Origin of the sequence: Citrobacter sp. RHBSTW-00881, from assembly GCF_013728515.1 — a bacterium.
GTDB lineage: Bacteria > Pseudomonadota > Gammaproteobacteria > Enterobacterales > Enterobacteriaceae > Citrobacter > Citrobacter braakii.
This window is the reverse complement of sequence record NZ_CP056269.1, coordinates 5,012,636-5,028,297: the sequence shown is the minus strand read 5'-3', so window position 1 is coordinate 5,028,297 and position 15,662 is coordinate 5,012,636. Positions and strand designations below refer to the sequence as shown.

The following is a 15,662-nucleotide window of genomic DNA, read 5'->3' as shown; positions in this document are numbered from 1 at the left end:
CACAGTTTCCACTAATAGCGCGGATTTTGGCGGATGTGACGCCTTCCGCATTTCCCGATCTTTCCCGCCATTTCTTGAAGAATTAACCGTGTTTACGCACTTTGGCGTCAAAAAATTAAGGTGAGGGTAGGAACCCTTAATTACTATTCAGCCATATTCGTTAATCAGGGGGAGCCGTCATGACCGTACTGCATTGCGTGGATTTTTTTCCGACAGGTAAAGCGCCTGTGGCTATTGAACCGCGGCTTCCTCAGCCCGCGTTTCCTGAACATCATCATGATTTTCATGAAATTGTGGTGGTCGAACATGGAACGGGGATCCATGTGTTTAACGGACAGCCTTACACCATCAGCGGCGGTACGGTGTGTTTCGTCCGCGATCATGACAGGCATTTATATGAACATACTGACAATCTGTGTCTGACCAATGTTTTGTATCGCTCTCCGGATGCGTTTCAATTTCTGGCCGGGCTGAATCAGCTTTTGCCTCAGGAACAAAATGGGCAGTATCCCTCCCACTGGCGCGTAAACCAGGGCGTACTGCAGCAGGTTCGTCACCTGGTGGGGCAGATGGAGACGCTCGGCGAGGAGATGGATACGCCCACGGCGGCAAATCGCGAGATCTTGTTTATGCAGTTGCTGGTACTGCTACGTAAAAGCAGCCTGATGGAAGCGGCGACCGATAACGATGCGCGGCTTAACCTTTTGATGGCATGGCTGGAGGATAACTTTGCCGAAGAGGTGTGTTGGGAGGCGCTGGCCGAGAAGTTTTCGCTCTCTTTACGCACTCTGCATCGCCAGCTTAAACAGCAAACAGGATTGACGCCGCAGCGCTACCTTAACCGTCTGCGACTGATTAAAGCCCGACATCTGCTCCGCCACAGTGATGACAGCGTGACTGATATCGCTTATCTCTGCGGTTTCGGTGACAGTAACCACTTTTCGACGCTTTTTCGCCGTGAGTTCGAGTGGTCGCCACGCGATATTCGTCAGGGGCGTGACCTTATAGCGGGAAGCAGCCTTCAGTAACGCGAAAGCTATCAACGTTTTTTACCGTCCGTTTGCTGATAATCATACCCTTTCATGCCGGATGCGCTGCGCTTATCCGGCAAGCGTACAGGTTGAGGTGATGTGATGGCGAATCATCTGGTTCTTTTGAAATCAGACTTTTTTGCGCATGAGCAGCAGGCTGTCGCCGTGGCCGATCGTTATCCGCAGGATGTCTTTGCTGAGCATACCCACGAGTTTTGCGAGCTGGTTCTGGTCTGGCGCGGCAATGGTCTGCATGTCCTTAACGATCGTCCGTACCGGATAACCCGTGGCGATCTGTTTTATATTCGCGCCGAAGATAAACACTCCTACACCTCCGTTAACGACCTTGTGTTGCAAAATATCATCTACTGCCCGGAGCGGTTAACGCTGAATGTTGACTGGCAAGGGGCGATCCCCGGATTTGACGGTACGCCGAGGCAGCCGCACTGGCGACTTGGCAGCGTTGGCATGACCCAGGCCAGACAGGTGATAAGCCAGCTTGAGCATGAAAGTAATCAGCGCGATGCGCAGGCCTTTACCATGGCTGAGCTGCTGTTTGGTCAACTGGTAACTCACCTTAAACGTCATCGTTATGCCACGGATACGCTCCCGGCGACGTCAAGTGAAACGCTGCTGGATAAACTGATCACCGCGTTAGCCGGTAGCCATGAGCATGCGTTCGAACTGGATACGTTTTGCGAGCGTGAACGGTGCAGCGAACGCGTTTTGCGCCAGCAGTTCCGTAGCCAGACCGGGATGACTATCAACCAGTATCAGCGCCAGGTGCGGGTGTGCCATGCACAGTATCTGCTCAAGCATAGTCGGTTGATGATTAGTGAGATTTCCATGCGCTGCGGCTTTGAGGATAGTAACTACTTTTCGGTGGTATTCACGCGCGAAACCGGGATGACGCCGAGCCAGTGGCGTCATCTCAGTACCCAACATGATTAGCTGGCCATTCCCAGACCAACAATGTTTGCTGCGACAATGATCACTACGCAGCCAAGACTTAGCACGCTGACCGGACGTCTCCCTGCATTGCTCCACTCTTTCATGATCAGGCCCACGATACCGCCGCACAGGACGTAGAAGCTCATGTGCAGCATCCAGCTCATGTAGTCATACTGTGCTGGAATTTTGGCATGGCCCCAGGCGTAAAAGAAGAACTGGAGATACCACATCAGGCCAGCAAGCGCCGAAAACAGGATATTGCTGATAATCAGCGGTTTTGCTAAAGAGAAGTCGGCCTTTACTGACAGGTTTTTCATTTTTGCCAGACGAATGAAGCAGTATCCCAGATTGATCACCGCACCACCGCCCATGATGACTACATAGCTTGGCAGGGCGACATACAGCGGGTCGATACCGAGTGTTGCAGCGGCTTCGTGCATTGGTTTAGCCGCATCCATGGCAAAGGACATCCCCGCGGAGAAAAAGCCGCACATCACCGCCAGTATCAGACCTTTTTTCAGATTGAACTCTTCGGCTTTGATGCCCATCTTGCGCTCTTTTAACTGTCCGGCGCGGGTGACAATCGCCACTCCGATCAGGGCGACCAGCACGCCGAGCAGGGTCATACGTCCGCCTGGTGTGCCAATGAGCACGTCAAATTTACCGGCAATGATTGGCGTCATTAAGGTACCAACAATTAGCGTAATGCCGATAGCGATCCCGATCCCCATCGACATACCGAGATAGCGCATAGTCAGGCCATAGTTGATATTACCAATCCCCCACATGGCACCGAATAAAAATACCGGCAGCAGGGTGGACGCACTGAATGAACTGTAATAGGCCCAGAAGTCCGGCAGAAGGATCGCGCTGACGAGCCAGGGAAGGATCAGCCATGAAACAAAACCACCTATAGACCACATGGTTTCCCAGGACCAGTGTTGTACCTTTTTAAAAGGGGCATAGAAACAAGCGGCACTAGCGGCACCGATAAGATGCCATATTATCCCCATCGTAATTGCGTTACCCATTCTGTTTCCTTTTGAATTATCGATTTGGCAGGATGAAAACACCCGTTTTGATGTTCAAAAGTCTAAAGAGTGAGCAATAGATTAACCTTCAGCATGCTGCCGTGTGATCAGTAATGCTGGCAAAATTCAGGGGATGAAAGGGATATTGATCACAAATGCGGCTCCGCCCCTCTTTTTTGAGAAGGGCGGAAATATAGAGGATTAGCAAATTCTTACTGCCTGAATACCCAGTAGCCAGGCGAGTTTTTCCAGTGCCTCGCCATGGTGTCCCAGGCCAATGCTGCAATGATGAGCTGGGCCGCCCATACACCATTGCGTGGTGAACTCGCGAGCTGATAACGGGAAGCGATAGCGGCTATTGGTGTTGCCTATATCCAGGACTTCACCTGGTACAGCTTCACCTTCGGCATACTGTAAACGCACCCCGTTTTCGGCATCTTCAATTACCGAAAGAAAGGTCACCGGACCTGATTTTACGGTCATCTGGATAGATACACCTTTACCGGGTTTACCATGATAAACCGGCAGCGGCACCAGACTCACCGGACCATCCGCCATCAGCGGGTGTGCCGGACCGTCATGTCCCCACAAAACAGCATCATCATTAAATTCAATGCCATATGGTTCTGAGAATGAACCGCCAGCCCCCAGAAGTTGCTGAATTTTCATCGCCAGCACATTTTTGATTTCATATTCTCCCGCTACGGGAATACCACGGTGGGTAAGCAGCGTGTTGCCGAGAATGATTGAGGTGATGATGTTCTCGTAAGCGTTGCCGTTACGGCCTTCATAGTAATAGGCTAGTGCACCGAGTTTATTCTGGGCAATTAGTTTATCCATGGCGCAGGCAGTGGTGAGTGCGCGGTTGAGCTCTGCAGGTTCGCATGCCGCATCCAACTGAAGTACACGGTGCATTTCCTGTCGTTTGGCGTTGAGGTCTGCCTCGCTGACCTGCTCGCGATATTCCGCCAACTCACACATTTCCAATGGCTTAAAGCGTACGCCCATTTTGGCGGACAAGTTCGTCATATTGCTGTAAACGTCTACCATGCCGTCATAATAGTGCCCGAGGACGCCGACCTGACAATTTGCCAGCATTTGACGAGCGTTAAGTGCCTGTAGCCACTGCGCCGTTTGTTGCCAGACATACTCATCGCCCTGTAATGCGCCAACAATCAACTGAAAGCGGATATTTGCACGGTTAAACACGTTTGCCAGTTCGGGTGCGCTGCAGGCCTGACAGTGCGCCAGCCACTCTCCAGTACGACCTCCACGATCGGGAATTTGACGGATTGTTGAATAAGGCAGCCCTGGCTCTGGCTGTAGGGCCAGAATAATGACCGGTTTATTGATACTCTGCACAAGCGGTAGCACCGTTGAGCTGAGCGCATAGGTGCTGATGTAAAGACAGACAGCATCGACCGGCTGTTGCTGCAACCGTCTGATAAGGGCATCGGCTTTATCGACGTTATCAATCAGGCCGCCATTAATCACGCTGGCTTGTTGCGCCGTCAGGCGATCATCAATTGATTGCAGATAGCCCTGAAGACGTGACTCCAGGCCTGTAAACTGGGGCCAGTATGTGTCGAGGCCGATACCAAAAAGGGCGATGTTGACAGACATAGCAATATTTCCTTGTGAGATAATTTTCAGACTATGTCGTGCTTTATCTCCCATGTCCTTCATGTCGCTGCCTATTTTCTACTCAGATTGGCAAAATCAGCCTGATTTTCCCAGTGATGCTCACACTTTTACCTCATAATAGCCATGTAAAAAGTACGGCATTGATAATCATTTTCAATATCATTTAATTAACTATAATGACCCAACTGCTTACGCGGCGTTAACACTGGCCGCCCGACAATACTGGAGATGATTATGAGTTATACACTGCCATCCCTGCCGTACGCTTATGATGCCCTTGAACCGCACTTTGATAAGCAGACGATGGAAATCCACCATACCAAACACCACCAGGCTTACGTAAACAACGCGAACGCTGCGCTGGAAAGCTTGCCTGAATTCGCGAGCCTGCCTGTTGAAGAGCTGATCACCAAACTGGATCAACTGCCAGCAGACAAGAAAACCGTACTGCGTAACAACGCGGGCGGCCACGCTAACCACAGCCTGTTCTGGAAAGGTCTGAAAACCGGTACTACGCTGCAGGGCGACCTGAAAACGGCTATCGAACGTGACTTCGGCTCCGTGGACAACTTCAAAGCTGAATTTGAAAAAGCTGCAGCAACCCGTTTTGGTTCCGGCTGGGCGTGGCTGGTTCTGAAAGGTGACAAACTGGCTGTTGTTTCCACTGCTAACCAGGATTCCCCGCTGATGGGTGAAGCTATCTCTGGCGCTTCCGGCTTCCCGATCGTGGGCCTGGACGTTTGGGAACACGCTTACTACCTGAAATTCCAGAACCGCCGTCCGGACTACATCAAAGAGTTCTGGAACGTGGTGAACTGGGACGAAGCTGCCGCGCGTTTCGCAGCGAAAAAATAAGTTCTACGCTTTGATAAGCCCCTGCAAGCGATGCTTGTGGGGGTTTTTTTGTGATCAAAATCAATATAAAAACAATGATCCAATTAAATTGAAACAAGGTTTTATTATGCGAGTGAGATCACTTTTATAGTCTCTATGAATGTCTATCTTCGTTTCATCAAGACGGGCGCATCTCATAAGCAAGATGCAATCGCCCATAAAAATTGCCCCATTTTTATGTCTACAGGTGATGGAAATGCAGATCAAACGAACGATAGAGAAAATCCCAGGCGGCATGATGCTGGTGCCGCTTTTTCTGGGCGCGTTGTGTCACACCTTTTCCCCCGGCGCCGGGAAATACTTCGGCTCCTTTACCAACGGTATGATCACCGGTACGGTGCCTATTCTGGCGGTCTGGTTCTTTTGTATGGGGGCGTCGATCAAGCTAAGCGCTACCGGTACCGTACTGCGTAAATCGGGTACGCTGGTCATAACCAAGATCCTGGTAGCGTGGGTGGTCGCGGCGATTGCTTCACGTATTCTGCCGGAACATGGTGTAGAAGTTGGTTTCTTCGCCGGCTTGTCTACGCTGGCGCTGGTGGCCGCCATGGATATGACCAACGGCGGGCTGTATGCCTCGATTATGCAGCAGTACGGCACCAAAGAAGAGGCCGGGGCGTTTGTCCTAATGTCGCTGGAGTCTGGCCCGCTGATGACTATGGTGATTCTGGGAACCGCCGGGATCGCTTCGTTTGAACCACACGTGTTTGTCGGGGCCGTATTACCGTTCCTGATTGGCTTTGCGCTGGGGAATCTGGACCCTGAGCTGCGGGAATTCTTCAGCAAAGCGGTGCAGACGTTGATTCCTTTCTTTGCCTTCGCGCTTGGTAACACCATTGATTTGAGCGTGATTGCGCAGACCGGTGTACTGGGTATTTTGCTGGGCGTGGCGGTAATTATCATTACCGGTATTCCATTGATTATCGCCGATAAACTGATTGGCGGCGGCGATGGCACAGCGGGGATTGCGGCCTCCAGCTCAGCTGGTGCGGCGGTCGCTACGCCAGTGCTGATTGCTGAAATGGTTCCGGCATTTAAACCGATGGCGCCGGCAGCAACTTCCCTTGTCGCCACGTCGGTGATTGTGACCTCCATTCTGGTGCCGATTATCACTTCCATCTGGTCGAAAAGAGTAAAAGCCAGGGCGGCGGAAATTGATATTCGTAGCGCCGTGAAGTAAGCCTCTTTTGCCGGATGGTCTGTTCCATCCGGCTTAACGATTTACGCTTTGACGACAAATACCTCATCGATGGTCCGACACTCACCCTCGTTCAACTCTCCGCCGGCATTTCGTGACACGCCGGTGCAATAGCCAAACTTACGCGATACCACGGTTTTGATGGTGGTGACGAAATCTTCGCCGATGGCGTAGATGGACATGTAGGTGCCAATCTGGTCCTGAATGTCGCGAAGTGCTGTCAGGTCGCCCTGTTTAAATGCTTCCCGTGCGCTGACAAACAGTTCAGGCATGACGTTGTTTAATCCTGAAATCACCCCCGCGCCGCCTGCCAGCAGGTTAGGAATGTAGTATTCGTCATAGCCGGACAACACGGCAAAATCCTCCCGTACGGCGCGGGTGGTCTGGATCATACTGCGAGTATGGGACTGGCAGTCGACGGTATCTTTAATGCCTGCGAAGTTGGGGAACTCGGCGGCGAGGGTGGCAACCAGTTCGGGCGTTAAATCGCAGCCAGTGCGCGCTGGAAAGTTATAGGCAAACCATTTGCCGCTGAGCTTCTGCCCCAACTGACGGAAGTAGCTCAGCAGCTGTTTTGCCGTTTGCCCATAGTAGTAAGGCGGCAGGATCATCACGGCATCGTAATCGGCGCGATACGCTTCCTGCGCCATCAACAGCACATCATTCTGGCAGGTGGATGAGACGTTGGCGACCATCTTCAGCGAGCTCATAGCGCGGGCCTCGCGGATCAGTAACAGCTTTTCTTCGAGCGTAAAGGAGGCAAATTCCCCGATGCTACCCATCAGCAAAATCACGTCGATTTTGGCCTCGGTAAGGCGTTTGAGATGCTGGCTCAGACCGTTAAGATCGATCTTGCCGTCATTATCCATTGGCGTAATGGAAGGACACCAGACGCCAGCAAATTGCGATTGACCAGTCACGTTGTTGACTCCTTATTTGAAATGATGTTTCAAAACCAGATTACATTGATAGCATGTGTCCCTAAGTTTCATGTGAACCGTGCTCTCATTTTGAGCGACTGGGGTAAAATAAATGTGGTGTAATGGGGGAAATTTATCGGGAGAGGGAACAGATGCGATATCCGGTCGATGTTTTTACAGGCAAGGTTCGGGACTACACGGGAAGCCGTCCCAGCGCGATTGCTAAGGTCCAGGTTGACGGCGAGCTGACGCTGACCGAACTGGGGCTGACGGGTGATGAACAGGCGGAAACGAAAATTCACGGTGGGCCGGATCGCGCGCTGTGCCACTATCCGCGTGAACACTATCAGCACTGGAGACAAGAGTTTCCGGAGCAGGCAGAGCGCTTTGTCGCGCCCGCGTTTGGCGAGAATCTCTCTACTCAGGGGCTAACGGAAGAGAATGTATTCATTGGCGACATTTTCCTGTGGGGAGATGCGCTGATTCAGGTCACGCAGCCGCGCTCGCCGTGTTTTAAGCTGAATTTCCATTTTGGCATCAGCGATATGGCCAGCCAGATGCAGGAGGCAGGCAAGACGGGCTGGCTGTGCAGCGTCATCGCTCCAGGTCAGGTGTCGGCGGACGCGCCGTTGATCCTGGCTTCACGCGTCAGCGACGTCAGCGTGCGGGAGGCGATTGCCATTGCCTGGCATATGCCGTTTGATGACTCACAATATCACCGTTTACTCTCGGCTGCCGGGTTATCGAAAAGCTGGACCAGAACGATGCAAAAGCGTCGTTTAAGCGGCAAGATCGAAGACAATTCCCGACGTTTGTGGGGAAAATAAAGACATTCTGACCATGCAATTAAATCAGGTGGTAACACCTGATTTGCCTCTCTCGTGGTTCTTATCTCTGCATACTAAGGCAGGTTAAAAAAACCTGCCTGTCACGCCATGTTTTCAGTCCATTCTTGATACCTGGCCCACAAAAAGAAACTCTGCGTTGAAAAAAAACTTGAGTATTTCCTGCACTCAAATATCTTAGCTTTAAATTGGTTTAAACCAGATGAGTAAGATGAAAAAGAAAAACAATGTTGATGTGCTTAGAGAGCGCTTTGAAAGCTGGTTAAACGAGAATAATTTGCCAGCGGGCTCTAAATTGCCTTCGGAGAGAGAGTTATGTGAGTTGCTGGATGCGAAGCGCATGACCTTACGTCAGGTTCTGATTGAGCTTGAGATCGATGCGCGTATCTTCCGAAAGAACCGCAGTGGTTGGTTTATTTCATCGAAGCGATTTATTTATAATCCCAAATCACTTTCCAGCTTTAATGCTGAAGCCTGTGCTCAGGGGCGCAAGCCTTTTTGGGGTTATTTAACCAAAGAAACGATTGCGACGGTTCCGCACCATGTTGATGATGTTTTTCTCTCCTCCGGTGATCGCTATTTAGTTACCGGTTGGTGTGGTCTTGATTCGCATAAAGTGTTTTACCATGAGTCCTATATTGATGCTGATGTTGCGCCAGGATTCATTAACAAATTGGGCAATCAGTCTTTTGCCAGCGTCTGGGAAGATGCGTTTGGTCATGCTTTAAATATCAAAGAAATGATTTTTAAACCGGTCAATATGCCAGAAGTGGCCTGCAAAGAGTTGGGCGTTGCGCCTAATACTTATGGAATTTTAGTAGAAAAACATCGGGCTACCCGAGACAAAAAAGTGGTTCAGGTTGATTTTGAATACTGGCGACTTGAATCTGTGGAACTTGTTATTCGTGATGAATGAGAAAAATAATGGGAAAATGCAACCAAGAACTTCTCGCTGAACGTGCGAGAAATATACCACTGTACCTACATGCTTATGCCTTTCATCTGAATATGCGCTATGAGAGAGTCCTTCCGGGCGATCTTCTGGATATTGCGCATCAGCAACAATTAAAGGGAGTGAAAATACATGTTGAGGATGGTGAGTCCCAATCGCTGCAGAAACTAAACGATCGGCAGTTGCACGATTTTAAAGAAAAGGCCAAAAAATATAACCTCGATGTACATATTGAAACGAGCGCATCGGACAAGGCGACATTGACGGATGCGATCCGTATTGCTGTGACAACTGGCGCAACTTCAGTACGTTTCTACCCCCGCTATGAAGGACATCTCAACGATGTCATGGCAAAGATTGCCAATGATATTGCGTGGTTGTCTCAGTATGACGATTGCGGACTAAGCTTTACTATCGAACAGCATGAAGATCTGCAAGGCCATGAACTGGTGACGCTGGTTAATAATAGTGGAATGAAGAATCTCTCTATTCTGTTTGATTTTGGCAACATGATTAACGCCAATGAGCAGCCGCTTTCTGCGTTAGAAGTTATGTCCCCTCTAATCACTCAGGTGCATATCAAAGACGCAAAAATTATTAAAGAAGGTAAAGGCTGGGGGCATGAGGCTTGTCGTTCAGGATACGGTGATTTACCAATGGAAGAGATGCTTAAGGCATTATTACTTTTAGGTGAGGATAAACCGCAAGTAAATGCTTTTGGTCTGGAAGAGGAAGTTGAATATTATGCCCCGGCATTTCGTTTTGATGATGAAGGTGATAATCCCTGGATCCCATGGCGCGATGCAAGCTATACGCCGCTGCCCGACAGTGACATGATTGATGCGCGACTGGCGCAGGAAAAAGAACATGCTCTTGCTCAAATAAAGTATATCCGTGATTTATGCGACAAGTTCACAAGTAATAAATAAACTTCTTTAAATATTATTAAATGCGAAAAGGGTTATGAAAATAACTCTCTTAATTTATTAGTTATATGATTTAATTTAAATATTTCTCTCAACAAGCAATGAGGGTTTAATTATGTTCATGAACAAATGGGCAAGGCTCTGTTTTTTAATTTTAGGCGGCGGCACAATATTCAAACTTTCAAGTATGAAAGACGTTTTCTATGTGCCAATGCAAAGTGACTGGGGTTTAACCAATACGCAAATTGGTTTAAGTTTTACCGTTTATACGATTGTTCAGACAACCGGGCTTTTTCTGTCGCTCTATATCGCAGACCGTTATTCCAAGAAAATATTATTACCATTTGGTCTGATTGGTGTTGGGCTATGCGGTTTATATTTGGCGACGCTACCGTCATTTACCGGTTATCTTATTTGCTTTGCCGCAATGGCGTTCTTTGCCGATGTGGTTTATTGGCCGGTGTTACTGAAAGCTGTGCGTCTGCTAGGTACGCAAGAAGAACAAGGGCGCATGTTTGGCTTTTTAGAAGCAGGACGCGGCGTGGTGGATGTTATCGTCGCTTCTGGCGCTCTGTTTGTTTTCGTCCAGTTTGGTGAAGGTAAAGCGGGGATGCAGGCTGGACTGCTGTTTTATACGCTAATTACGCTGGCTGCGGGCGTTCTCACTTACTTTATTGTCGATGATGACAAAGTGAAAGGCGGCGAGAAAACCAGTGCCAACATGGAAGTCTTAAAGGGTATCAAACATGTGTTGTCCTGCCCTAACGTCTGGCTGGCTTCTTTAGGGATTTTCTTCGTTTACGCCGCGTACTGTGGCCTGACTTACTTCATCCCATTCTTAAAAGATATCTACATGCTGCCGGTAGCGCTCGTCGGCGCGTACGGCATCATCAACCAGTATGCATTGAAAATGGTGGGAGGGCCGATTGGTGGGCTGCTGGCGGATAAGGTTGCTAAATCACCTACGGTTTACCTGAAGTGGACGTTTCTGATCTCTGCTGCTGCTATGGTTGTTTTTATGCTGTTGCCACATCAAACGATGAATGTGTATATCGGTATGGCGGCGACGCTAGGATTTGGGGCGATTATTTTCTCACAGCGCGCCATTTTCTTTGCACCAATGGATGAGATTGGTACCCCGCGTGAATATGCCGGTTCGGCGATGGCATTTGGCTGTATCATCGGTTATATGCCCGCCATGTTTGCGTATACGTTATACGGTTATTTACTGGATACCAATAGCGGCATCACGGGCTATAACTATGTCTTTAGCGTGATGATTGCGTTCAGCTTAATGGGCTTTATCTGTTCGACCATTCTGGTGAAGCGGATTAAAAAGCAAAAGCTAGCGGCTGCGACTGTGGCAGCATAATGTGAGAACTTCCCCGGTACGATGTTACCGGGGAAGCCTGTTAAGCGCGTTTATACAGCGGCAACCAAATTACCAGCCGCAAACCACCCAGCGGGCTGTCTTCGGCCTTCACCCAGCCACGATGCTGTTGGATTGCGGTTTCAACAATCGCCAGACCCAGACCTGTTCCGCCAGACTCGCGATCGCGCGCCTCATCGGTACGATAGAACGGACGGAAAATCTGTTCTCTGTCTTCAGGGCTAACGCCCGGGCCATCGTCGTCTACGGTGATGGTAATCCCGTCGATATCCACCGCGAAGCCAACTTCAATCTGCGTGTGTGAATAACGCAGGGCATTGCGCACAATGTTTTCCAGCGCGCTTTCCAGCGCATTTGGGTTGCCGTACAGCGGCCACGGGCCCGGCGGGAAATTCACCGTGAGTGATTTACCCATCTGCTCGGCTTCAAAGGCGGCGTTATCCAGCACTTCGCCCCACAGCTGATTGGCTTTCACCGTTTCACTGACCAGCGCGTTTTTCTGCTGATTGCGTGACATCACCAGCAGGTCGTTGATCATGCTGTCCAGCCGATGCGCTTCTGTTTCAATACGCTCCAGCTCTTTGCTTTCACCGCTACGACGGCGCAGCAGCGCGGTGCCCAACTGCAGACGCGTCAACGGCGTTCTCAACTCGTGAGAGATGTCCGACAGCAGGCGTTGCTGCGAGGTCATCATTCGCTCCAGCGCCGTCACCATCTGGTTAAAGCTGGCGCCTGCCGCCAGAAATTCCTGCGGACCGGCTTCCAGTTCCGGATGCTGACGCAGGTTGCCCTGGGCCACTTCATCTGCCGCGTTTTTCAACTTACGCGCCGGTTTCGCCAGGCTCCAGGCAAGCCAGAGCAGTAGCGGAGAGCTGACTAACATGGTGACAATCAGCAACAACAGCGGTCGGTCGAACAACAGATTGATAAAGTCAGATTGTGAGCTGCTGGCAGGTCGAATGAGATACAGCTGGTAGTTATCTTCGCCGTCTCTGACGGAGAAAGGCCCGACCATCTCAACGCGACCGTATTTTTTCTTTTGCGGATGGTCGGCGTTATCGGCCTGACCAATAAAGTTACGAATGATCTGCATTTCGTTGCGTTCTGCGCCGATCACGCGTCCTTCCGTCGTAACAAGCAATAACCGCTGTCCTGGCGGCGCCCACTTGTCTATCGCCCGAAACAAGCGACGCCACCACATCAAATCGTTGGGTGGATCGTTCGCCAGTTCAGCTTCAACGTGTTGCTCAATCATCAACCCCTGGCGCTGCTCGCTGTCCAGTAGCTCGGTCATCTGGCGTGAATCAAGCTTGGGTAACATCAGTACCAACATCAACACCAGTGCCAGCGTCAACCAGAAGATGGCAAAGATGCGTGCGGTTAAGCTCCCTATCATGAAGCGGAGACCATCAGGTAGCCGCGACCGCGCAGGGTTTTAAACCACGGGTGTCCGTCTTTACGTTCTGGCAGCTTACGACGCAGGTTCGAGATATGCATGTCGATCGCGCGATCGAAAGGTGTCAGGCGTTTGCCCAGCACTTCCTGGCTCAGGTGTTCACGCGAAACCACCTGACCGAGATGCTGTGCCAGCAAATAGAGCAGGGTGAATTCGGTGCCGGTTAACTCCAGGGTTTGCCCGTCAAAGCTGGCTTCCTGGCGACCCGGATTAAGGCTTAACGCATCCACTTCCAGAGTGGGCGAACCGTTGTCGCTGTTCTGCTGCTGTTCGCTCCAGTGTGAGCGACGCAAAATAGCGCGGATGCGCGCGACCAGTTCACGGTCGTTAAACGGTTTGGGTAAATAGTCGTCCGCGCCCAGCTCAAGGCCAAGTACGCGATCCAATTCGCTGCCGCGAGCGGTCAGCATGATTACGGGTGTCTGGTGTGTCTGACGAAGTGCTTTCAGCGTATCAATGCCATTTTTCTTCGGCATCATGACGTCGAGCAAAAGTAAATCGATGCTGTCATCCAGAAGCTCAAGCGCCTGTTCCCCATCATAGGCAACCAGCACATCGAAACCTTCCATTTCGAGCAACTCCTTTAACAGGGAAGTCAGCTCTCGGTCATCATCAACTAACAGGATTTTATTCATTGTTTACGTACCTCCGAGGCAGAAATTACGTCATCAGGCGTCGCTAATCTATGACTTTACGTTGTTTTACACCCCCTGACGCATGTTTGCAGCCCGAATCGTAAACTGTCTCTCGTTGAATCGCGACAGAAAAGATTTTGGGAGCAAGTGATGGGCAAAGTTACCGCTGCCGTCATGGCCTCAACGCTGGCACTGAGTACTTTAAGCCATGCAGCTGAAGTCGTCACAGGCGATCACTGGCACCTGGGTGAAGGCTCCGCGCAACGCAGCGTTCAGAGCCACATGTTCGACGGTATCAGTTTAACCGAACATCAACGTCAACAGATGCGAGATTTAATGCAGCAGGCAAGACACGAACAGCCTCCTGTTAATGTTAGCGAAATGGAGACAATGCATCGCCTTGTCACCGCAGAGAAATTTGATGAACGCGCTGTGCGCGCTCAGGCAGAAAGAATGGCGCAAGAACAGGTTGCCCGCCAGGTTGAAATAGCCAAGGTTCGCAACCAGATGTATCGCCTGTTAACGCCCGAGCAGCAAGCGGTTTTAAATGAGAGACATGAACAACGAATGGAGCAACTGCGCGACGTAGCGCACTGGAAAAAAAGCTCATCGTTGAATTTATTGAGTAGTAGCAACTCACGTTCCCAGTAGTAACCCTGTTTTCCTTGCCATAGACACCATCCCTGTCTTCCCCCACATGATGTGGGGGTTTTTTTTGCCCAAAATTTGTCACTCGGTTATTGCCTGACTGTTTTACTTCATCCGTTATACTAGCGGCATATCCTGGCAGGAGTGTTTATGAATCAAACCTATGGGCGGCTGGTTAGCCGGGCGGCAATCGCGGCGACCGTGATGGCATCGCTGTTACTTTTGATCAAGATTTTTGCGTGGTGGTACACCGGATCGGTCAGTATTCTGGCTGCGCTGGTGGATTCTTTGGTGGACATCGCCGCGTCGTTAACCAACCTGTTGGTGGTGCGCTATTCTTTGCAACCGGCCGATGATGAACATACGTTCGGACACGGAAAAGCAGAATCGCTGGCGGCGCTGGCGCAAAGCATGTTTATTTCCGGTTCGGCGCTGTTTTTATTCCTGACCGGGATTCAGCATCTCATTCAACCCACGCCAATGAAAGATCCTGGCGTCGGGGTGGTTGTCACCATCATTGCGTTAGTGTGTACAATCATTCTGGTCTCGTTTCAGCGCTGGGTGGTGAAGCGCACGCAAAGTCAGGCCGTTAGGGCGGATATGCTTCATTATCAGTCTGATGTTATGATGAACGGTGCGATTCTCGTGGCGCTTGGGCTGGCATGGTACGGCTGGCATCGCGCAGATGCCTTGTTTGCGCTCGGGATTGGCATCTATATTTTATATAGTGCATTACGCATGGGTTATGAGGCGGTACAGTCTTTGCTGGATCGCGCTTTACCCGATGAAGAACGTCAGGAAATTATTGATATTGTGACGTCATGGCCTGGAGTCAGCGGCGCTCACGATCTTCGCACGCGGCAGTCAGGGCCGACCCGCTTTATTCAGATTCATTTGGAAATGGAAGATAATCTGCCGCTCGTTCAGGCGCATTTAGTGGCTGAACAGGTAGAGCAGGCAATTTTACGGCGTTTCCCGGGATCGGATGTCATCATTCATCAGGATCCCTGTTCGGTCGTACCCAAGGAAGGCAAGATGTTTGAGCTTTTATAATTCGTTGTAAAAAAAGTGAACCGGGCCAGCATTTTGTGTATAAATTACCACCATTTGGCCTGACCTGAATCAATTCAGCAGGAAGTGA

The 15,662-nt window shown here is 50.4% G+C and carries 15 protein-coding genes; 10 read left to right on the top strand and 5 right to left on the bottom strand.

The window, feature by feature from the left end; translation table 11 throughout:
- The first annotated feature begins 179 nt into the window (after positions 1–179).
- Both rhaS and rhaR read left to right on the top strand, forming a co-directional pair.
- Complete coding sequence (gene rhaS / locus HV311_RS24115) at positions 180–1,028, top strand: HTH-type transcriptional activator RhaS (protein ID WP_016157890.1); 849 nt, start codon at positions 180–182, stop codon at positions 1,026–1,028.
- 105 nt (positions 1,029–1,133) lie between these two features.
- On the top strand, positions 1,134–1,982 hold the full coding sequence (gene rhaR, locus HV311_RS24110; RefSeq protein WP_016155201.1) for an HTH-type transcriptional activator RhaR: 849 nt from the start codon (positions 1,134–1,136) through the stop codon (positions 1,980–1,982).
- Here rhaR and rhaT read toward each other — a convergent pair.
- Together rhaT and HV311_RS24100 are read right to left on the bottom strand one after the other, a co-directional pair.
- Complete coding sequence (rhaT, locus tag HV311_RS24105) at positions 1,979–3,013, bottom strand: L-rhamnose/proton symporter RhaT (RefSeq protein ID WP_016157897.1); 1,035 nt, start codon at positions 3,011–3,013, stop codon at positions 1,979–1,981. The two genes, rhaR and rhaT, sit on opposite strands and share 4 nt — an antisense overlap.
- A gap of 201 nt (positions 3,014–3,214) precedes the next feature.
- Positions 3,215–4,636 carry an L-fucose/L-arabinose isomerase family protein gene (locus tag HV311_RS24100; protein WP_191220550.1) on the bottom strand — a complete coding sequence of 474 codons (1,422 nt, stop codon included), beginning with the start codon at positions 4,634–4,636 and terminating at the stop codon, positions 3,215–3,217.
- Between the two features lie 255 nt (positions 4,637–4,891).
- Here HV311_RS24100 and sodA point away from each other — a divergent pair, with 255 nt between their 5' ends.
- Together sodA and kdgT are read left to right on the top strand one after the other, a co-directional pair.
- Entirely contained in the window at positions 4,892–5,512 is a 621-nt protein-coding gene (gene sodA, locus HV311_RS24095; RefSeq protein ID WP_181633038.1) for a superoxide dismutase [Mn], read from the top strand.
- Between the two features lie 235 nt (positions 5,513–5,747).
- Positions 5,748–6,731, top strand: coding sequence for a 2-keto-3-deoxygluconate transporter (kdgT, locus tag HV311_RS24090; protein ID WP_016155204.1), 984 nt, complete (start codon positions 5,748–5,750; stop codon positions 6,729–6,731).
- Between the two features lie 41 nt (positions 6,732–6,772).
- Here the strand turns inward: kdgT and HV311_RS24085 are convergent, their stop codons facing one another.
- Positions 6,773–7,669: a dihydrodipicolinate synthase family protein gene (locus tag HV311_RS24085; RefSeq protein ID WP_016155205.1), complete on the bottom strand. Its 897-nt coding sequence runs from the start codon at positions 7,667–7,669 to the stop codon at positions 6,773–6,775.
- Between the two features lie 152 nt (positions 7,670–7,821).
- On the opposite strand from HV311_RS24085, the gene yiiM reads away from it, so the two are divergent.
- The 4 genes from yiiM to HV311_RS24065 all read left to right on the top strand — a co-directional run bounded on the left by yiiM (position 7,822) and on the right by HV311_RS24065 (position 11,764).
- Complete coding sequence (gene yiiM, locus HV311_RS24080; RefSeq protein WP_191220549.1) at positions 7,822–8,496, top strand: 6-hydroxyaminopurine reductase; 675 nt, start codon at positions 7,822–7,824, stop codon at positions 8,494–8,496.
- Positions 8,497–8,725: 229 nt separating this feature from the next.
- Positions 8,726–9,430 carry a GntR family transcriptional regulator gene (locus HV311_RS24075; RefSeq protein WP_019077919.1) on the top strand — a complete coding sequence of 235 codons (705 nt, stop codon included), beginning with the start codon at positions 8,726–8,728 and terminating at the stop codon, positions 9,428–9,430.
- A gap of 8 nt (positions 9,431–9,438) precedes the next feature.
- Complete coding sequence (locus HV311_RS24070; RefSeq protein WP_169330456.1) at positions 9,439–10,395, top strand: sugar phosphate isomerase/epimerase family protein; 957 nt, start codon at positions 9,439–9,441, stop codon at positions 10,393–10,395.
- A gap of 118 nt (positions 10,396–10,513) precedes the next feature.
- Positions 10,514–11,764, top strand: coding sequence for an MFS transporter (locus HV311_RS24065; protein WP_029139693.1), 1,251 nt, complete (start codon positions 10,514–10,516; stop codon positions 11,762–11,764).
- 40 nt (positions 11,765–11,804) lie between these two features.
- Here HV311_RS24065 and cpxA read toward each other — a convergent pair whose 3' ends face one another.
- Positions 11,805–13,178 (bottom strand): envelope stress sensor histidine kinase CpxA, encoded by a 1,374-nt coding sequence (gene cpxA, locus HV311_RS24060; protein ID WP_016155210.1) that lies wholly within the window; start codon positions 13,176–13,178, stop codon positions 11,805–11,807.
- Positions 13,175–13,873 (bottom strand): envelope stress response regulator transcription factor CpxR, encoded by a 699-nt coding sequence (gene cpxR / locus HV311_RS24055; RefSeq protein ID WP_006686193.1) that lies wholly within the window; start codon positions 13,871–13,873, stop codon positions 13,175–13,177. Before cpxR ends, cpxA begins: the two co-directional genes overlap by 4 nt.
- 150 nt (positions 13,874–14,023) lie before the next feature.
- On the opposite strand from cpxR, the gene cpxP reads away from it, so the two are divergent.
- Together cpxP and fieF are read left to right on the top strand one after the other, a co-directional pair.
- A complete protein-coding gene (gene cpxP, locus HV311_RS24050; RefSeq protein WP_016155211.1) occupies positions 14,024–14,524 on the top strand; it encodes a cell-envelope stress modulator CpxP in 501 nt (166 codons plus the stop codon).
- Between the two features lie 147 nt (positions 14,525–14,671).
- A complete protein-coding gene (gene fieF, locus HV311_RS24045; RefSeq protein ID WP_016155246.1) occupies positions 14,672–15,574 on the top strand; it encodes a CDF family cation-efflux transporter FieF in 903 nt (300 codons plus the stop codon).
- Positions 15,575–15,662 lie beyond the last annotated feature (88 nt).